17 protein-coding genes are annotated in these 19416 nt (G+C 56.6%); 12 read left to right on the top strand and 5 right to left on the bottom strand.

All coding sequences use genetic code 11. From position 1 onward, the window contains the following. Window position 1 precedes the first annotated feature (1 nt). Complete coding sequence (fhuE, locus tag ACMGGQ_RS06540; protein ID WP_420289734.1) at window positions 2-2191, bottom strand: ferric-rhodotorulic acid/ferric-coprogen receptor FhuE; 2190 nt, start codon at window positions 2189-2191, stop codon at window positions 2-4. Window positions 2192-2541: 350 nt separating this feature from the next. Here fhuE and hinT point away from each other — a divergent pair, with 350 nt between their 5' ends. The 8 genes from hinT to ACMGGQ_RS06580 all read left to right on the top strand — a co-directional run bounded on the left by hinT (window position 2542) and on the right by ACMGGQ_RS06580 (window position 8630). Beyond that, window positions 2542-2901 carry a purine nucleoside phosphoramidase gene (gene hinT / locus ACMGGQ_RS06545; RefSeq protein ID WP_008500786.1) on the top strand — a complete coding sequence of 120 codons (360 nt, stop codon included), beginning with the start codon at window positions 2542-2544 and terminating at the stop codon, window positions 2899-2901. A 1-nt stretch (window position 2902) separates the two neighbouring features. Continuing rightward, complete coding sequence (locus ACMGGQ_RS06550) at window positions 2903-3277, top strand: YcfL family protein (protein WP_045910208.1); 375 nt, start codon at window positions 2903-2905, stop codon at window positions 3275-3277. A gap of 10 nt (window positions 3278-3287) precedes the next feature. Further along, entirely contained in the window at window positions 3288-3935 is a 648-nt protein-coding gene (gene lpoB, locus ACMGGQ_RS06555; RefSeq protein ID WP_420289735.1) for a penicillin-binding protein activator LpoB, read from the top strand. Continuing rightward, complete coding sequence (gene thiK, locus ACMGGQ_RS06560) at window positions 3916-4740, top strand: thiamine kinase (RefSeq protein ID WP_420289736.1); 825 nt, start codon at window positions 3916-3918, stop codon at window positions 4738-4740. The genes lpoB and thiK overlap by 20 nt, the downstream gene beginning before the upstream one ends. A gap of 11 nt (window positions 4741-4751) precedes the next feature. Then, window positions 4752-5777: a beta-N-acetylhexosaminidase gene (nagZ, locus tag ACMGGQ_RS06565; protein ID WP_420290558.1), complete on the top strand. Its 1026-nt coding sequence runs from the start codon at window positions 4752-4754 to the stop codon at window positions 5775-5777. A 34-nt stretch (window positions 5778-5811) separates the two neighbouring features. Then, a complete protein-coding gene (gene ycfP, locus ACMGGQ_RS06570) occupies window positions 5812-6354 on the top strand; it encodes an alpha/beta hydrolase YcfP (RefSeq protein ID WP_008500781.1) in 543 nt (180 codons plus the stop codon). Between the two features lie 238 nt (window positions 6355-6592). Continuing rightward, entirely contained in the window at window positions 6593-7897 is a 1305-nt protein-coding gene (locus ACMGGQ_RS06575) for an NAD(P)/FAD-dependent oxidoreductase (protein WP_008500780.1), read from the top strand. A 193-nt stretch (window positions 7898-8090) separates the two neighbouring features. Further along, window positions 8091-8630, top strand: a complete 540-nt coding sequence (locus ACMGGQ_RS06580; protein WP_008500779.1) for a glycine zipper 2TM domain-containing protein — start codon at window positions 8091-8093, stop codon at window positions 8628-8630. 59 nt (window positions 8631-8689) lie between these two features. Here ACMGGQ_RS06580 and comR read toward each other — a convergent pair whose 3' ends face one another. After that, window positions 8690-9325, bottom strand: coding sequence for a TetR family copper-responsive transcriptional repressor ComR (gene comR / locus ACMGGQ_RS06585; protein WP_028015740.1), 636 nt, complete (start codon window positions 9323-9325; stop codon window positions 8690-8692). 244 nt (window positions 9326-9569) lie between these two features. On the opposite strand from comR, the gene bhsA reads away from it, so the two are divergent. Then, the gene (gene bhsA / locus ACMGGQ_RS06590; protein WP_045910210.1) at window positions 9570-9827 is read left to right on the top strand and encodes a multiple stress resistance protein BhsA; all 258 of its coding nucleotides are present in this window, start codon (window positions 9570-9572) and stop codon (window positions 9825-9827) included. Between the two features lie 75 nt (window positions 9828-9902). On the opposite strand, the gene ldtC is transcribed toward bhsA, so the two are convergent. The 3 genes from ldtC to ACMGGQ_RS06605 form a co-directional block, all read right to left on the bottom strand. Beyond that, the gene (gene ldtC, locus ACMGGQ_RS06595; RefSeq protein ID WP_420289737.1) at window positions 9903-10868 is read right to left on the bottom strand and encodes a L,D-transpeptidase LdtC; all 966 of its coding nucleotides are present in this window, start codon (window positions 10866-10868) and stop codon (window positions 9903-9905) included. A gap of 483 nt (window positions 10869-11351) precedes the next feature. Then, on the bottom strand, window positions 11352-14798 hold the full coding sequence (mfd, locus tag ACMGGQ_RS06600) for a transcription-repair coupling factor (RefSeq protein WP_095442446.1): 3447 nt from the start codon (window positions 14796-14798) through the stop codon (window positions 11352-11354). A gap of 149 nt (window positions 14799-14947) precedes the next feature. After that, window positions 14948-16021: an acyltransferase family protein gene (locus ACMGGQ_RS06605; RefSeq protein ID WP_420289738.1), complete on the bottom strand. Its 1074-nt coding sequence runs from the start codon at window positions 16019-16021 to the stop codon at window positions 14948-14950. Between the two features lie 256 nt (window positions 16022-16277). Between ACMGGQ_RS06605 and lolC the strand changes: the two genes are divergently transcribed. From lolC to lolE, 3 genes are read left to right on the top strand one after another with little or no spacing between them, the layout of a single operon-like run. After that, window positions 16278-17477 (top strand): lipoprotein-releasing ABC transporter permease subunit LolC, encoded by a 1200-nt coding sequence (lolC, locus tag ACMGGQ_RS06610; protein WP_045372942.1) that lies wholly within the window; start codon window positions 16278-16280, stop codon window positions 17475-17477. Beyond that, window positions 17470-18171 (top strand): lipoprotein-releasing ABC transporter ATP-binding protein LolD, encoded by a 702-nt coding sequence (gene lolD / locus ACMGGQ_RS06615; RefSeq protein ID WP_008500772.1) that lies wholly within the window; start codon window positions 17470-17472, stop codon window positions 18169-18171. The genes lolC and lolD overlap by 8 nt, the downstream gene beginning before the upstream one ends. Continuing rightward, the gene (gene lolE / locus ACMGGQ_RS06620; RefSeq protein WP_045352893.1) at window positions 18171-19415 is read left to right on the top strand and encodes a lipoprotein-releasing ABC transporter permease subunit LolE; all 1245 of its coding nucleotides are present in this window, start codon (window positions 18171-18173) and stop codon (window positions 19413-19415) included. Before lolD ends, lolE begins: the two co-directional genes overlap by 1 nt. Window position 19416: the final 1 nt, after the last annotated feature.

The raw sequence follows: 19416 nt of genomic DNA on the forward strand, positions 1-19416 counted from the left end.
CTCAGAAGTCGTAGCTCGCGCTCACCGAGACGTTCAGCGGCGCGCCATAAACCACATAAGAGCCGACGTAATCGTAATACTCTTTGTCGAACAGGTTGTTGACGTTCGCCTGAACAGCAAAATCTTTGGTGACCTGATAACGGCTGAACAGGTTAACCAGCCCGTAGCTGCCTTGCTCCGCGCGGGTACGGCCAGCCGGCGCGCCATCCACATCCGTCCACACCTTGTTTTGCCAGTTCACGCCACCGCCCACGGTCAGTTCCGGCAGCATTGGCAGTTGATAACGGGTGAACAGCTTCATGGTTGTACGCGGCTGATCGGAGCTGACGGCGTTGCCATTCTTATCTTCCGCAATGTAGCGGGTCGCACCGAAGGTCAGCTGCCAGTTATCGGTCAGGGCACCGTTGAGCTCGAACTCAATCCCTTTGCTCACTACGCCGTCCAGCGATTGGTAAATCGACTCACCGCTCGGCATATAGGTATACGTATTGCTTGCTACGTTATCCTGCTCAATGCGGAATATTGCCAGCGAGGTGGTAAGACGGGTATTGAACCAGTCTGCTTTCACACCGGCTTCGTAGCTTTTGCCCGTAGTGGGGTCGAGATAGCGTCCGCTGGCGTCCCGCTTGTCCTGGGGCTGGAAGATAGAGGTATAGCTGACGTAGGTCGACCAGTCTTCATTGATGTCGTAGACCAGGCCCGCGTAGGGCGTCACGTCATCTTTGGTACTTTCCAGACGGGTGTCCGGGGAGCCCGCAGGGTTATAGCGAATGTTATAGTGGGTATAACGTGCGCCGAGGATCAGATGCAGCGGATCGGCCAGCGAGAAGCGGGCGGAGGTATACGCTGAGGACTGGCGAATGTCGTCCTGGCTGTAGAGTTTCCACGGCGTCCACTGCGGGTCGGCAATGTTACCGTTCCAGTTCTTAAAGTTACCCACATCAACCATGCCGTAAACCGCGTCAGGCATTGAGTTGTCGTAATGGTTACGCTGACGACTGAAGCTGCCGCCGAACATCATTTCGTGCTGACGGCCGAAGAGATCGAAATCGCCGCGCAAGAAAGCGTCCACGGCATCCTGTTTCCGTTCGCCACGGTTCCAGCCGCCGTAGCCAACCATGCCTGCACCGGTCTCTTTATCCGGATAGCCGGACATATACATCAGCTTAGAGTCGAAGTTGGTTTCAGCATGCATGCCGTTAATGTGTGCTTCCCAGCCATTATCGAAACGCTGCGTCAGATTAGCGAAGATGCGGGTGCTGTCTTTATCAGACCAGGCCCAGTCAGGCGCGACGGTCTGGCTGCGATCGTAATGGGTTTTACTCCCGTCACTGTACCAGGTCGGGAGTCCGCCCCAGGTTGGGTCGGCGGTATGGCTTTCCTGATATTCGTATCCCACCGAGAGGGTGGTGCTGTCGGTGACGTCCGCATCCATCACGCCATAGAGGAATTTCTTTCGGTAGTGATAGTTATCCACGAAGCTGTCGTTGTCCTGATAACCTGCGATCATCCGGCCCCGTAGCTTACCTGACTCCACCAGCGGCGCCTGCAGATCCAGCACGTAGCGCTGTTTATCCCAGCTGCCGTAGCTCGCCGAAACATTGCCTTTGAATTCATTGCTGTCCGCATGCTTACGCACCATGTTGACGTACGCTGCCGGGTTGCCCGTACCGGACATCAGGCCGGTTGCACCGCGGACCACTTCGATGCGGTCATAAATCGCCGTATCGGCGGCAGTATCGCCAAAGTTCCACACTTCGCTGATGGAGGTTGGCAGGTCGTCATAGGCGTAATTACTGACGAAAAATCCGCGCGAGTAAAACACGGTACGGTCGCTGTCCTGCACCTGCGCCGTTACGCCCGTGGTGTTGGTTAACACCTGGCCAATGGACTGCAGGTTCTGATCGGCCATGCGCTGCTGGCTAATCACGCTGACGGACTGCGGGATATCGCGGGGAACCAGCAACAGCTTCGTGCCGGTGGTGGTGGTTTTGACGCTGTAATCCCGCTCCTGACTTGCGGAAGAATCCTGCGTTTGGTCAAAACCGCCGTCAACAACAACGGTATCTTCGGCTGTTGATGCAGCGAAAGCGGTGGCTGGCGTCAGTGCCATAGCAATGCAGACTGCCAGCAACGAAGGCGTTGCGACAGGCTGACGTTGCCCATCCCTGGTGTGATGAATGAAAGACATGATTAAACCCTTATGAACGATGAAGAGGGTATGCGTCAGTCCCGCGGACGCGGGCTGGCGTCGTTTTCTATGTTAAAAATGCGCATGAAAATGCAAATGCGAAATATACGCATTGCTATTAATGCTGTAAACAGATGTGTCGACCGGAACTGAAATAATGTTTCAGCCCATTAAGGCCCGCGAGCGGTCACTCTTCACTCAGCTGATGAACATTCGGGAAAGAAATCGAGGGAGGAGGTTGAAAGGACAGGAGAAACTCGCTCATACTCTTGAATTGTGTCACACCCTCATCCAGAGCGTGTGTTAACAGCGGACGCATCGCGCCTGATTAATCAAAAAAGGAATAGGTCATGGCTGAAGAAACGATTTTCAGTAAAATTATCCGTCGCGAAATTCCGTCGGATATCGTCTATCAGGATGAACTGGTAACGGCTTTTCGGGACATTTCACCTCAGGCTCCGACGCACGTCCTTATCATTCCCAATATTCTGATTCCGACCGTAAACGACGTAAAAACCGAGCATGAAGTGGCATTAGGTCGTATGCTGACGGTGGCCGCGAAAATCGCCGAACAGGAAGGGATTGCAGAAGACGGTTACCGTCTGATCATGAACTGCAACCGTCATGGCGGCCAGGAAGTTTATCATATTCACATGCATCTGCTGGGTGGACGTCCTCTGGGGCCGATGCTGGCACATAAAGGTCTTTGACATGCGTAAAGGGCGTATTGCAGCGCTGGTAATGACGATGATGATTGTGGGGTGCAGTTCGCGCCCGGCGATCCCCGTGAACGATGAACAGACACTGGTGATGGAATCCTCCGTGCTTGCCGCGGGCATCACGGCGCAACAACCCGCGCTGACCATCAGTGAAATTAATTCATCTGCCTCCTCTACGCTCTTTAATGAAAGACACGAACCCGTGACGGTCCACTACCGTTTTTTCTGGTATGACGTAAGAGGTCTCGAAATGCATCCGCTGGAGGCGCCGCGCAGCGTCACCATTCCGGCCAGATCGTCGGTAACGCTCTATGGCAGCGCCAACTATCTGGGTGCGCATAAGGTGAGACTTTATCTTTATCTCTAAGGGGTGAACCTTGATTAAAAACTTGAGCCGCTATGCGCTCGTGACAGCTTTCGCGCTGTTCCTGGCGGGGTGTGTGACCCGAACTGAACAGCCAGCTCCTGTGGAAGAGGCGAAACCGGGCACTGAACAGCCGACACAGCCAACGCAGCCGCAGCCAACCGTGCCGTCCGTACCGTCTATACCGGCACAGCCAGGTCCGATCGAGCATCCGGACCAGACGTCCCAGCCCACGCCGCGCGTGCGCCATTACGACTGGAACGGCGCAATGCAGCCCATGGTCGGCAAAATGCTGCAGTCACAGGGCGTGACGGCAGGTAGCGTGTTGCTGGTTGATAGCGTGAACAACCGTACCAACGGTTCGCTGAACGCGGGCGAAGCGACTGAAACGCTGCGCAACGCCCTGGCAAACAACGGTAAGTTTACGCTCGTCTCGGCTCAGCAGCTCGCGGTAGCCAAACAGCAGCTGGGCCTGTCACCGCAGGATAGTCTCGGCACACGCAGCAAGGCGATCGGCATTGCCCGTAACGTTGGCGCACAGTATGTGCTGTACTCTAACGCCACCGGTAACGTGAATACACCGGCCCTGCAGATGCAGCTGATGCTGGTTCAGACAGGCGAGATTATCTGGTCAGGTAAAGGTGCGGTTACGCAACAATGACAGCACGCGAGAAGAGATTCTGACGCGCTATTTTCCTCAGTACCGCCTTATCGCGCCGCAGGCCCACTCTGGGCTTGGCGGCGCGAGTTGCATTATAGCGCAGGGCGAACGACGTCTGGTCTTGCGGCAACATCACGACCCCTATGCGCCTGCCTCCCATTTCCGTCGTCAGTTTCGCGCCCTGAGGCGTCTTCCGTCAGATCTCGTGCCTGCCCCCCGTTTTTTCAGAGAGAGCTGGATGGCCGTCGACTATCTGGACGGTGACGTGAAAAGCGCGCTGCCGGACACGCCGGCGCTCGCGGCGATGCTGTATCATCTGCACCGGCAGCCACGTCTGGGATGGCGAATCACGTTATACCCGCTGCTGGAACGCTACTGGCAGCAGGCCGCGCCTGACAGACGCACCCCAGTGTGGCTGGCGCATCTCAAGCGGTTGCGTAAAACGGGCGAGCCGCAGCCGATTCGGCTCTCGCCGCTGCACATGGATGTTCATGCCGGAAATATTGTGCATACGTCAGCGGGCATCAGGCTCATCGACTGGGAATATGCCGGAGATGGCGATGTGGCGCTGGAGCTGGCGGCAGTCTGGACGGAGAGTGACGCTGCGCGGCAGGCGCTGATCAGGGACTACGCCGAGGTGGCACATATCAACGCCGACGCGCTGAGGCGTCAGGTCAAACGCTGGCGGCCCTGGGTCGTCATGTTAATGGCTGGCTGGTTTGAAATGCGCTATCAGCAGTCCAGAGACAAACACTTTATTGCGCTGGCAGACGATGCCTGGCGTCAGTTACAAACGAAAGGATAAGAGAGGTGGATGTGGGTCCAGTCATGTTGGATGTAGAAGGGTTTGAACTGGATGCGGAGGAGCGTGAAATTCTGGCGCATCCGCTGGTGGGTGGTCTGATCCTGTTTACCCGCAACTATCACGATCCGGCGCAGCTGCGTGAGCTGGTGCGTCAGATCCGCGCCGCGTCGCGCAATCATCTGGTGGTCGCCGTCGATCAGGAAGGCGGCCGCGTGCAGCGTTTTCGCGAAGGGTTTACCCGCCTGCCGGCGGCCCAGTCTTTTGCCGCGCTGCTCGGCACGGAAGAGGGCGGGAAACTGGCGCAGGAGGCCGGCTGGCTGATGGCCAGCGAAATGATTGCCATGGATATCGACATCAGTTTTGCCCCGGTTCTGGACGTGGGGCATATCAGCGCCGCCATTGGCGAGCGCTCGTACCATGACGATCCGCGCATTGCGCTGGCCATGGCGACCCGGTTCATTGACGGCATGCACGATGCCGGGATGAAAACCACCGGCAAACACTTCCCGGGTCATGGGGCGGTAACGGCGGACTCGCATAAAGAGACCCCGCGCGATCCGCGCCCGGAAGCGGAAATTCGCGCCAAAGATATGTCGGTGTTCAGGTCGCTTATCACTGACAACAAGCTGGATGCCATCATGCCTGCGCACGTGATTTACAGCGACGTTGACCCGCGCCCTGCCAGCGGCTCTCCGCACTGGCTGAAAACCGTTCTGCGTCAGGAACTGGGCTTCAATGGCGTGATCTTCTCTGACGATCTGTCTATGGAGGGGGCGGCGATTATGGGCAGCTACGCTGAACGCGGTCAGGCGTCGCTGGATGCAGGTTGCGATATGATCCTGGTCTGCAATAATCGTAAAGGTGCCGTTAGCGTGCTGGATAACCTGTCGCCGATCAATGCAGAGCGTGTTACACAATTGTATCATAAAGGTTCATTTAGCCGTCAGGAGCTGATGGATTCGGCGCGCTGGAAGACGGTCAACGCCCGGCTTGAAGACCTGAATGAGCACTGGCAGGCACATAAAGCCAGCCTGTAAACCCTCCCGGAAGGCGTAGCGTGGTGAGAAGACGATGATCATCTATTTACACGGTTTTGACTCAAACAGTCCTGGTAATCATGAGAAGGTGCTGCAGCTGCAGTTTATCGATCCGGATGTACGGTTGATCAGCTATAGCACGCGCCATCCGAAGCATGATATGCAGCATCTGCTCAAAGAGGTGGACAAGATGTTGCAGCTCAACGTCGACGATCGGCCGTTGATTTGCGGCGTGGGGCTGGGCGGCTACTGGGCAGAGCGGATTGGCTTCCTGTGTGACATCCGTCAGGTGGTATTCAATCCCAACCTTTTCCCGAACGAAAACATGGAAGGCAAAATCGACCGCCCGGAAGAGTATGTCGATATTGCGACCAAGTGCGTCAGCAATTTTCGTGAGAAAAACCGTGACCGCTGTCTGGTGATCCTGTCGCGTAACGATGAGGCGCTCAACAGCCACCGGGCTGCAGAACTTCTGCATCATTACTATGAGATCGTCTGGGACGAAGAACAGACCCACAAGTTCAAAAACATCTCCCCACACCTGCAGCGTATCAAAGCGTTTAAAACGCTGGGTTAATCCTCTGTTTGCAGGCATCAAAGCCCGGCCGCGAAAGCGTGCCGGGCTTTCTTTTTGACCAGAATTGTCTACTTTTAAGCCATCAAAACTTGATGCATATCAATTTTGGTATGACCAATGCGCCTGACGTGGTATTCTCAATGCACCTGAATGGTTTCAGTGCTGTAACCTGTTGTTAATTAAGGGTTATTTTTATAACTTTTAATTAACAATTGGTTAATAATTTGAGGGGGTCACGTTGACTACGCCATTGAAAAAGATAGTGATTGTAGGCGGTGGTGCTGGCGGGCTGGAGCTGGCGACACAGTTGGGTAAGAAGCTGGGGCGCGGTAAAAAAGCCAAAATCACGCTGGTGGATCGTAACCACAGCCACCTGTGGAAACCGCTGCTGCATGAAGTGGCGACCGGCTCTCTGGACGAGGGCGTGGACGCGCTCAGCTATCTGGCACACGCGCGCAACCACCATTTCCAGTTTCAGCTGGGCTCGGTGGTGGACATCAACCGTGAAAGCAAAACCATCACTCTGGCAGAACTGCGTGATGAAAAAGGGGAGCTGTTGGTTCCTGAGCGCAAGCTGCCGTATGACACGCTGGTCATGGCGCTCGGCAGTACCTCCAACGACTTCAACACGCCGGGCGTGAAAGAGCACTGTATCTTCCTCGATAACCCGCACCAGGCGCGTCGTTTCCATCAGGAAATGCTGAACCTGTTCCTGAAGTACACCAGCAATATGGGTGCGAACGGTAAGGTAAATATCGCCATTGTTGGCGGCGGTGCGACGGGCGTTGAGTTGTCTGCGGAGCTGCACAATGCGGTGAAACAGCTGCACAGCTACGGTTACAAAGGGTTAACGAATGAAGCGCTGAACGTCACGCTTGTCGAAGCCGGTGAACGCATTCTGCCTGCGCTGCCTCCGCGTATTTCCGGTGCGGCGCACAATGAACTCACCAAGCTGGGCGTGCGGGTGCTGACGCAGACCATGGTGACCAGCGCCGACGAAGGCGGCCTGCACACCAAAGACGGCGAGTATATCAAAGCGGATCTGATGGTCTGGGCGGCCGGTATCAAAGCGCCTGACTTTATGAAAGATATCGGCGGCCTGGAAACCAACCGCATTAACCAGCTGGTCACGGAGCCAACGCTGCAAACCACGCGTGACCCTGAAATCTTTGCTATCGGTGACTGCGCCTCCTGCGCCCGTCCTGAGGGTGGATTTGTGCCGCCGCGCGCGCAGGCCGCACACCAGATGGCAAGCCTGGTCCTGCACAACATTCTGGCGCAGTACAAAGGCAAGCCAATGAAGGCCTATGTCTACAAAGACCATGGTTCTCTGGTGTCTCTGTCAAACTTCTCTACTGTCGGCAGCCTGATGGGTAACCTGATGCGCGGCTCGATGATGGTAGAAGGGCGCATTGCCCGTTTCGTGTATATCTCCCTCTACCGTATGCACCAGATTGCGCTGCACGGCTACTTCAAAACCGGGCTGATGATGCTGGTGGGCAGAATCAACCGCGTGATCCGTCCGCGTCTGAAGCTGCACTAATCTTTCACTCCCTCCGGGCTCTCCGGAGGGAGTTTTTAGCATTTCATGCTGTAGATCACAGATTGAGTGCTTAAGAGTTCTCCTAAATACAATATATCTCCTCTGAACGTCCCTTTTTTGATCCTTTATCTGATTGGCGAAGCCGTGCCTCCATTGCAAAATTGTTACCAATAGCAACAAAGGAGGAAGTCCCGTGAATAAATCAATGTTGGCGGGTATAGGGATTGGCGTCGCGGCTGCGTTAGGTGTGGCTGCCGTTGCCAGTCTCAACGTATTAGATCGCGGCCCGCAGTATGCGCAGGTGGTTTCTGCTACACCGATTAAAGAAACGGTAAAAACGCCTCGTCAGGAGTGCCGTAACGTCTCCGTGACGCATCGTCGTCCGGTGCAGGATGAAAACCGTATCGCCGGTTCTGTTCTGGGCGCGGTAGCGGGTGGCGTGATTGGTCACCAGTTCGGCGGCGGCCGGGGTAAAGATGTGGCGACCGTGGTCGGCGCGCTGGGTGGCGGCTATGCCGGTAACCAGGTGCAGGGTGCGATGCAGGATAACGATACCTACACCACGACTCAGCAACGCTGCAAAACCGTCTATGACAAGTCGGAAAAAATGCTGGGCTATGACGTGACGTACAAAATTGGCGATCAGCAGGGCAAAATCCGCATGGACAAAGACCCTGGCACGCAAATTCCACTGGATGGAAATGGTCAGCTGGTTCTGAATAACAAAGTGTAAAAAAGATGTTCTCTGAATTTAGCTCCTCATGCGCTCAGGCTGAGGAGCTTTTTTTTGTTTTAGATTTTGAGGAGCTCAGGCCACAGCCGCAGCGTGGTTTCGCTAATATTCTGCAGTTTTTCCAGCGTTGCCCCTTCACGGGCGCTGATCGACATCCCCTGCAAAATACAGCTCAGGTATTGTGCCAGCAGTTGGGGGTTGCACTGCGCAGGGATTTCACCGCGCTGCTGGCGCTGTGCCAGAAAGGCGCTTAGCGTCTCCTCCTGCATCGCATGACGCGATTTCACCGTATTGGCAATCTCTTTCGAGGACGCCGCCAGGGTGGCAGAGGTGTTAATCATAAAGCAGCCCGCAGGCGTATCTTTACTGGTGAAGCAGGTCGCGACGGCGGTGAAGTAATCCCGAAGCGCCTGTTCGACGCTTTTCTCTTCACAAAATAGCTGGGCTTCATGTTTCGCCGCAAAGCGTGAAATGTATCTGTCCAGCACCGCCCTGAACAGCCCCTCTTTATTGGTAAATTCGGCATACAGCGTCGGCGCTTTGGCTCCGGTAGCTTCTACCAGATCGGAAAGCGAGGTTGCTTCATACCCATGTTGCCAGAAGAGAGTCATGGCCTTATCAAGCGCTGCATCCCTGTCAAACACTTTTGGTCGGCCACGGCTTTTCTTCGCACAACTCGTGACGTCGGTTGTCATGTGCCGTTGGTCCTCTGTTGGTTTGGTGAATAACCATTATAAAAATAAACGCAACCCACCACCAGTGCTGAATGCTTAAAAATATATTAATCATATCTATATGAAAAATAACGACTTTAAAATTAAGTTAATGGTCGTTATAAAATTATGTTGACGCGTGACCTGGATCACATTTATGATTTAACTATCGATCGTTAACTAAATAGATAACGACCTCCAAATTCATCTGCTAAAGGTAAACATCATGAAAAACGTAAAAACCCTCATCGCTGCTGCTGTTCTGAGTTCACTTTCTTTCGCAAGCTTTGCGGCTGTACAAGTACAGTCCACCCCGGTCGATCAGCATAAAGTCGGGACGATCTCTGCGTCTGCCGGTACTAACCTGGGTTCACTGGAAGATCAGCTGGCACAAAAAGCGGAAGAGATGGGTGCTAAATCTTACCGCATCACCTCTGTGACCGGTCCTAACACCCTGCACGGCACCGCCGTCATCTACAAATAAGCCGGGCATAAACCCTCATTTATGCCACTGCAATAAAAAACGCCCTGCTGAGCAGGGCGTTTTTTTATTTATGATTTACATCGATTGCTGGATTACATCATGGTGCCGGGTGACATCGGTCGGCATGCCTGAGCGGGCCTCCATTGCACGCTCCATCACCACGCTGTTGGTATTCGCATTCGTTTTGAAGCTCACCATTGCGGCATTCAGGTTAATGGGCAGCGTCTGCGGGTCATCGTCAATGTTTTTCGATAGCGGCTGGTGAATTTCGACCAGGCGCACGCCGCCCGGCTCCTCAGAAACCTTAATCGGCGTATTGATGATATTCACTTTGGTACCCGGCGTAACAACGTTAAACAGCGTTTTGATATCGTCATCGCGCAGACGAATACAGCCGGAGCTGACGCGCATGCCGATGCCAAAGTCCGCGTTCGTTCCGTGCAGCAGGTAAACGCCACCGTAGGCCGCCAGGCGGATCGCGTGGTGACCCATCGGGTTATCCGGGCCTGCCGGCACCACGGCCGGAAGATCGATGCCCTGAGCTTTATAACGGGCACGAATATTGGCCGTCGGGGTCCAGGTTGGATTCGCGCGTTTATCCGAGACGGTTGTGACCATCGTCGGCGTCAGGGTGTCGCCGCCCAGCTGACCAATACCAATCGGGTAGACGGTCACCTCATTTTTACCCGGCGGGTAATAGTACAGACGTAGCTCCGCCAGGTTTATCACGATCCCCTCGCGCGGGGCGTCCGGCAGGATCGTCTGTAACGGGATAGTCAACACGCTGCCCGCGCGCGGAACGTACGGGTCGACGCCGGGGTTCGCCTGCAGCAGAGCCAGAAAACCGACGTTATATTTTTTTGCAATGGCTTCCAGCGAACCGCCATTATATTCAACCACATGAAAGCGGTTTTCCCCCACCACTTTGCTGCCGGGCGGAGGAAGAGGCCAGGTATTTGCGCGAGCAGGAAGCGCCACCGCGACGGTGGCTGCCAGCGCAAACAGGGTTAACCAGCGAGTAAAACGCGAAAAGGTCATCATCACCATAATCCATGCAAATGATAAGGTTATTGTTTTATAAGGCGTTAATGATAATTATGGCGAATGGGTGTGTCGGGAAGATCGGGTGAAGTGCAAAGAGTTTGTAAATTGTCCCCCCGTAGCGCTGGGCTAACGGGGGAAGGGATCCCCATAAAATAATGCCTGCACGGACGACCCCCTCTCCTTTGAGGGAGAGGGCTGGGGTGAGGGGGAACATACGACTCTGGTGGTCATTCCGTTCACTTTATGTCCCTTAGTACTCTGTAACGACATGACCTGTGAACGTGCCAGGGTGGCTCAGTCACCACCACCCTGGCGACCCGGGCTCCCGGCGGTAAATCGCCGCTACGCGGTCAGGAAACGCCTCAGCGATTTACAGCCGGACCAGGGTGTCGCTGTAAGCTATTCATTTTCCGGAAGCAACTTTCATCGCTTCCGGTTAATAAACTACATGAAATTCCTTAGTTAAGAGGGGAATGGAGGTCAGGCGATCGCGTTCTCTTCCAGCTGGCGCATAAAGTTACGCACCCAGTCCATACGGGTTTTGCGCTCCGTCAGTTCCTGGGTGAATTTCAGACGCGTTGGGCCATCCAGACGGAAATGCTGCGGCTGTTTTTGCAGCAGACCGATGAGCCACATCGGGTTGACGTGGTTCTTCTCCGCGAATTCAATTACGCCGCCTTTTTCGTTGCCTTCAAGCTTGCGAATGCCCAGCTTCTGCGCCTGCTGGCGCAGGCGAGCGATATCCAGCAGATTTCGCGCCGCATCGGGCAGCAGACCAAAGCGGTCGATCAGCTCAACCTTAATCTCTTCCAGCTCGTTTTCCGTTTTCGCACTGGCGATGCGCTTGTAGAACGACAGTCGGGTATTCACGTCCGGAATGAAATCGTCCGGCAGCAGGGAAGGCATGCGCAACTCGACCTCGGTCTGCTGGCTGGTGAGATCTTCCAGCGACGGCTCGCGCCCGGCCTTCAGGGCATCAACCGCGTTTTCCAGCAGTTCCATATAGAGCGAGAAGCCGATGGTCTCCATCGAGCCGCTCTGGTCCTCACCCAGCAGTTCACCGGCACCGCGGATCTCGAGATCGTGCGTGGCCAGTGCGAAGCCTGCACCGAGGTCTTCCAGAGAGGCGATGGCTTCCAGGCGCTTTTGCGCGTCGGTGGTCATCGCTTTTGGATGCGGCGTCAGCAGCCAGGCGTAGGCCTGATGGTGCGAACGCCCGACGCGGCCGCGCAACTGGTGAAGCTGCGCCAGGCCAAAGTGATCCGCACGTTCAATGATGATGGTGTTCGCCGTCGGAATGTCGATCCCGGTTTCGATGATGGTGGTGCACACCAGCACGTTAAAGCGCTGGTGGTGGAAGTCGTTCATCACCCGTTCCAGCTCGCGCTCGCGCATCTGCCCGTGACCGATAGCAATGCGCGCCTCCGGCACCAGCTCCGCCAGCCTGTCGGCCGCTTTCTGGATGTTTTCCACGTCGTTGTACAGGTAATAGACCTGACCCCCGCGCAGCACTTCACGCAGAATGGCCTCACGCACCACCAGATTATCGTACTCGCGGACGAAGGTTTTCACCGCCAGACGGCGCGCCGGTGGCGTGGCAATAATCGACAGATCGCGCATGCCGCTCATCGCCATGTTCAGGGTTCTCGGGATCGGCGTTGCGGTCAGGGTCAGGATATCGACGTCGGCGCGCATCGCTTTGATGCGCTCTTTATGACGCACCCCGAAGCGGTGCTCTTCGTCGACAATCAGCAGCCCCAAATCTTTCCACTTCACGTCGCTTTGCAGCAGCTTATGGGTGCCGATCAGAATATCGATCTTGCCTTCGCTGGCCTGCTCCAGGATCTGCGTCTGCTCTTTGGTGCTGCGAAAACGTGACAGCATCTCGATGCGTACCGGCCAGTTGGCGAAGCGGTCGCGGAAGTTGTCGAAGTGCTGCTGAGCGAGCAGGGTGGTCGGCACCAGCACCGCCACCTGCTTGTTGTTTTCCACCGCAAGGAAGGCGGCGCGCATCGCCACTTCGGTTTTACCGAAGCCAACGTCGCCGCAGACTAAGCGGTCCATTGCCAGCGGCTGGCACATGTCGCTCAGCACGGCGTTAATAGCCTGAGCCTGATCCGGCGTGGTTTCAAACGGGAAGCTGTCGCAGAACAGCTGATACTGTTCCTTATCATGCTTAAAGGCGAAGCCCTCTTTGGCCGCGCGCTGGGCGTAGATATCCAGCAGCTCGGCGGCCACGTCGCGCACTTTTTCCGCGGCCTTCTGGCGCGCGCGCGCCCAGGCATCGCCGCCCAGCTTGTGCAGCGGCGCGTTCTCTTCGGCCCCGCCCGCGTAGCGGCTGATCAGATGCAGGGACGACACCGGGACATACAGTTTGGCATCATTGGCGTAGGTCAGCATCAGGTATTCACCTTTGATGCCGCCCGCCTCCAGCGTGGTCATCCCCTGATAGCGTCCAACGCCATGCTCCAGGTGAACAATCGGCTGGCCCGGATGCAGCTCGGCCAGGTTGCGGATCAGCGTGTCCGGGTTGATGGTTCGACGGCTGTCCTGACGACGGCGCGCGACGCGCTCACCCAGCAGGTCGCTTTCGCAAATCAGCGCCAGGTTGTTGAGCGTGTCGATAAAACCGTGCTCGGCGGCGCCAATCATCAGGTAACGGCCGTTTCCGGTCGCTTCGCTCAGGCGCAGGATGCGCTTCGGCGCCACCTTAATGCGTCCCAGCAGCTCACCTAACGCTTCGCGGCGGCCTTCACTCTCAACGGAGAACACCACCGGGCCGGTAAAGGACTCCAGGAACTTGCGCAGATTATCCAGCGGGGATTTCTGCTGCGCCTGGACGGCCAGGTCCGGCAGCGTCCGGAAGGCGAGGTTGGTGTTGGCGGCCTTATCGGCAAGCGAATCGGTTTTCAGCTGCATGCGCGGCCAGCGCTTCAGCTCGGCGTTGAGCTCGTCGGTACGCAGCCACAGCGCTTCCGGCGGCAGCAGCGGACGCATCGGGTCAACGCCCCGGTTTTCGAAGCGAGCGCGGGTTTCGCTTTCAAAGCGGCTGGCGCTGACGTCGATATCCCCGGTGTTAACAATCAGGGTATTCGCCGGGAAGTAGCTGAACAGGGCAGGGAGCGGCTCGCTGAAGAACAGCGGCTGCCAGTATTCGATCCCGGCAGGCAGCGTGCCTTTGCTGACCTGCTGATAAATATGTTCCGCGTCGCGCTTCACCTCGAACTTATCGCGCCACTGGCTGCGGAACAGTTCGATAGCGGTTTTGTCCGTCGGGAACTCATGTGCGGGCAGTAAATTGATGGACTCCACTTCCTCCAGCGTGCGCTGCGTGTCGGCGTCAAAGACGCGCAGGCTGTCGATTTCATCATCGAAAAAGTCCAGACGATACGGCTGGTCGCTGCCCATCGGGTAAAGGTCGAGCAGCGCGCCGCGGGTCGCGTATTCCCCGTGCTCCATCACCTGGTCGACGTGGCGATAGCCGGCACCGTCAAGCTGCGCGCGCAGGGCATCACGGGACAGGCGCTGGCCTTTTTTCATCACCAGCGCGTGGCCGTGCAGGTAGCTGTGCGGACAGACGCGCTGCATCAGGGTATTCACCGGCACAATCAGCACGCCGCGCTGCATGGTCGGGAGTTGATAGAGCGTCGACAGGCGCGAGGAGATGATCTCCTGGTGTGGAGAGAAGCTGTCATAGGGCAGCGTTTCCCAGTCGGCCAGGCTGAACACCAGATTATCGGTGAACTGGCGAATTTCATCGTGCAGGCGCAGGGCATTTTGCATGTCCGGGGCAACCAGGATCACCGGGCCAGGATGACGCTCGGCGATTTCCGCTACCAGCGTGGCGCACGCTGCGCCCGTGAGTTCACCCAGCTGGCGCTGGTCGCCCGCTTTGACAGGCAAGGAATAACGATAGTGTTCAGGCATGGCTATGTCAGAGTCTCTTATGGATATACCAACAGTATTGGGGCATATCACTGATACGCAATGTCTTTATTATCCTCGATCGTTTTACATAAGCAAATCGTAACCGCACGGCGGGATTATACGCCCCCGGAAGGGGGGCGGTGAGGGCATTAACGGGTGGTGGGTGACAGCGTGAGCGGTGAAGGCGGAGAGAAGAAAACGTCGCCAAACAGCGCGGTGGAGATCTTGCGCACCCCGAGTCCGGCAAGGGTACAGATCAGCAGGCTGGCAAACGGATAGACAAGAATTAGGGATAGCTCGGCCCAGACCGGCCAGTAAGCGGCATTCATCTCGCCAATCAGGAACAGGCTGAAGGCCTCAATGAGGATGCGGTGGGTGGTATAAATCGCAATGGTATTGGAGCCAATCACGTTCAGCAGGTTGTCAGGGTGAACGGCATAGCGCTGCTCAAAGCTGTAGAACAGCTTCATGATCAGCACAATAGACAGCAATGAGAGCAGCAGCGGAACGTTAGCAAACCACAGCACCACGGAGACGGCGGCGAAAGCGCCGGTTGTCAGCCAGCTGCGGCGCAGGCTGAGGTTTTTCATCCACGTCATCAGCGCTGCGCCATACCACGCCCCGAGGCTGTAGTAGATCATGTTGCGTACCACGCTGTTCATTCCCCACCACGGCAGCGGCAGGAAGTTGATCGCGATGCTTGCCAGCGCCAGCAGCCCCAGCATCGGCAGCTTCCAGCGGCTCAGCAGTTTACACAGCGTGAAGTACACAACCAGGGCATACAGATACCACAGGCTGGTGCTGGCGGTGAGCATGCCTCGCACAAATCCCGGGAGGGAATCGGCATAGGCCGCGTTCGACGAGGTGGCAAGCTCACGATCGGGGGCCAGCCAGGCATTCAGGTGGGTCAGCGCCTGCCATTGCAGAATCCCCCACAGCGCCAGGACCCAGACAATGCTCCAGATTCGCTTGTCGAGACTGGTTCGCCAGTCCACCTCGTCAATATAACGACGGATCAGATAGCCGGAGATAAAGAAAAAGACCGGCATACGGAAGGGGGCGAGGTAGAGATTAAAATAGACCCAGCATTTGGCGAGAAGGCCGGAGAGCGGGTGTTGCAGCCCGATCAGGTGCGGATAAAACGTGATAACCGAATGATAGATAACCACCAGGCAGATACACAGCCCTTTTATCTGGTTAATCCATAATGCTTTTTGCTTCATTGTTCGCAACTACCTTATTGCCATAGACGAACGAACAATTGTTGTTAAACGAAACCGGGCTGTAATGGGTAACAGTCTGTATCAGGAGGTTTTTCGGAAAAGGTGGAGGTTGCGAGGGGCGGTTTCAGACATTAGTACCCTGATTTATCTGAATTTTTCGGAAAAATGATTACCAAAGCTTACGGTTTCAGTCATTTACGCTTAACGGATTCGCTTATATACTCGTGGGTCTGCTATCAGCAAACAGACGGACTTCATGTATCAACCTGTCGCACTCTTCATAGGCTTACGCTACATGCGTGGGCGCGCCGCGGACCGCTTCGGTCGCTTTGTCTCCTGGCTTTCGACTATTGGCATTACGCTTGGCGTGATGGCTCTGGTGACGGTGCTTTCCGTCATGAATGGCTTTGAGCGCGAGCTGCAAAACAATATCCTGGGGCTGATGCCGCAGGCCGTTCTCTCATCGACTAACGGTTCGGTTAACCCACAGCAGCTGCCGGAAAGCGCGGCGAAGTTACAGGGCGTCACGCGCGTTGCGCCGTTGACCACCGGTGACGTGGTGCTGCAAAGCGCCCGCAGCGTGGCGGTCGGCGTGATGCTGGGTATCGACCCGGCGCAAAAAGATCCGCTGACGCCGTATCTCGTTAACGTGAAGCAGACTGACCTGGAAGCCGGGAAATACAACGTGATTCTGGGTGAGCAGCTTGCCGGCCAGCTTGGCGTCAACCGTGGCGACCAGCTGCGCGTGATGGTGCCTTCCGCCAGCCAGTTTACGCCGATGGGGCGCCTGCCAAGCCAGCGCCTGTTCAACGTGATTGGTACCTTTGCCGCCAACAGCGAAGTCGATGGCTACCAGATGCTGGTTAACATCCAGGACGCGTCACGCCTGATGCGCTACCCGGCCGGAAATATCACCGGCTGGCGCCTGTGGCTTGACGCGCCGCTGAAGGTGGATACCCTCAGCCAGCAAAAACTGCCGGACGGCACCAAATGGCAGGACTGGCGCGAGCGCAAAGGCGAGCTGTTCCAGGCCGTGCGGATGGAGAAAAACATGATGGGGCTGCTGCTGAGCCTGATCGTCGCCGTGGCGGCATTTAACATCATCACCTCGCTGGGGCTGATGGTGATGGAGAAGCAGGGCGAGGTCGCTATCCTGCAAACCCAGGGGCTGACGCCGCGCCAGATCATGGCCGTGTTTATGGTGCAGGGCGCCAGCGCTGGTATCATCGGTGCGTTGCTCGGTGCCGTGCTGGGGGCACTGCTTGCCAGCCAGCTCAACAACTTAATGCCGATTATCGGCGCGCTGCTCGATGGCGCGGCGCTGCCGGTGGCTATCGAGCCGCTGCAGGTGGTCGGTATTGCGCTGGCCGCGATGGCCATTGCGCTGCTTTCAACGCTTTATCCTTCCTGGCGCGCCGCCGCCACTCAACCCGCTGAGGCTTTACGTTATGAATAAGATCCTGTTGCAATGCGACAACCTGTCCAAACGCTATCAGGAAGGCACTGTGCAAACCGACGTGCTGCACAATGTGAGCTTTAGCGTGGGTGAAGGTGAGATGATGGCGATTGTCGGCAGCTCCGGCTCCGGTAAAAGTACCTTATTACATCTGCTGGGCGGGCTGGATACCCCAACCAACGGCGACGTGATTTTCTCCGGCCAGCCGATGAGCAAAATGTCCTCAGCGGCGAAGGCCGAGCTGCGCAACCGCGAGCTGGGCTTTATCTACCAGTTCCACCACCTGCTGCCGGATTTCACGGCGCTGGAAAACGTGGCGATGCCGCTGCTGATTGGCAAGAAGAAACCCGCAGAAATTAACGCCCGCGCCAGCGACATGCTGAAAGCGGTAGGGCTGGGCCATCGCGGTAACCACCGTCCGTCGGAGCTGTCCGGCGGCGAACGCCAGCGCGTGGCGATTGCCCGTGCGCTGGTCAACAACCCGCGTCTGGTGCTGGCGGATGAGCCCACCGGTAACCTGGACGCCCGCAATGCGGACAGTATTTTCCAGCTTCTGGGCGAGCTGAACGCCTCACAGGGTACCGCGTTTCTGGTGGTGACCCACGATCTGCAGCTGGCAAAACGCATGGGGCGCCAGCTTGAGATGCGCGACGGTCATCTGAACGCGGAACTGACCCTGATGGGAGCAGAGTAATGGCGTCACCGTTATCGTTACTCATCGGTTTACGTTTTAGCCGCGGCCGCCGTCGCGGCGGCATGGTGTCGCTGATCTCCGTCATCTCGACCATCGGTATTGCGCTGGGTGTGGCGGTGCTGATTGTCGGCCTGAGCGCCATGAACGGTTTCGAGCGCGAGCTGAATAACCGCATTCTGGCGGTGGTGCCGCACGGGGAGATCGAACCGGTTAACCAGCCGTGGACGAACTGGAGCGATGCGCTCACCAAAGTTGAAAAAGTGCCGGGCATCGCCGCGGCCGCGCCCTACATTAACTTTACCGGGCTGGTGGAGAGCGGGGTAAACCTGCGCGCCATTCAGGTGAAAGGGGTGAACCCGGCGCAGGAAGCGCGTCTCAGCGCGCTGCCGAACTATGTGCAAAACGGCGCGTGGGCCAACTTCAGGGCGGGCGAGCAGCAGATCATCATGGGTAAAGGCGTTGCTGATGCCCTGAAGGTGAAGCAGGGCGACTGGGTGTCAATCATGATCCCCAACGCCAGCGCCGATCACAAACTACAGCAGCCAAAACGCGTGCGCCTGCACGTTACCGGTATTCTTCAGCTGAGCGGCCAGCTTGACCACAGCTTTGCGATGGTGCCGATGGAGGATGCGCGCCAGTATCTCGACATGGGCGACAGCGTGACGGGCATTGCGATTAAGGTGAACGACGTCTTTAACGCCAACAAACTGGTGCGCGACGCGGGCAGCGTGACCAATAACTATGTCTACATCAAAAGCTGGATCGGCACTTACGGGTATATGTACCGTGATATCCAGATGATCCGCGCCATTATGTATCTGGCGATGGTGCTGGTGATTGGCGTCGCGTGCTTTAATATCGTCTCGACGCTGGTCATGGCGGTCAAGGACAAGAGCGGCGACATCGCCGTGCTGCGTACCCTCGGAGCAAAAGACGGTCTTATTCGCGCCATCTTCGTCTGGTACGGTTTGCTGGCGGGTCTGTTCGGCAGCCTGTGCGGCGTGGTGATTGGCGTGGTGGTTTCCCTGCAGCTGACGCCGATTATCAACGGGATTGAAAAGCTTATTGGTCACCAGTTCCTGTCGGGTGATATCTATTTTATTGACTTCCTGCCGTCTGAACTGCACTGGCTGGATGTTTTTTATGTGCTGCTTACAGCACTTTTACTGAGTCTGCTGGCAAGCTGGTATCCGGCGCGTCGCGCAAGCCGAATTGATCCGGCGAGGGTATTAAGTGGCCAGTAAT

Origin of the sequence: Enterobacter sp. BNK-13, from assembly GCF_048685015.1 — a bacterium.
In the GTDB taxonomy this organism is placed as follows: Bacteria; Pseudomonadota; Gammaproteobacteria; order Enterobacterales; family Enterobacteriaceae; genus Enterobacter; species Enterobacter quasiroggenkampii.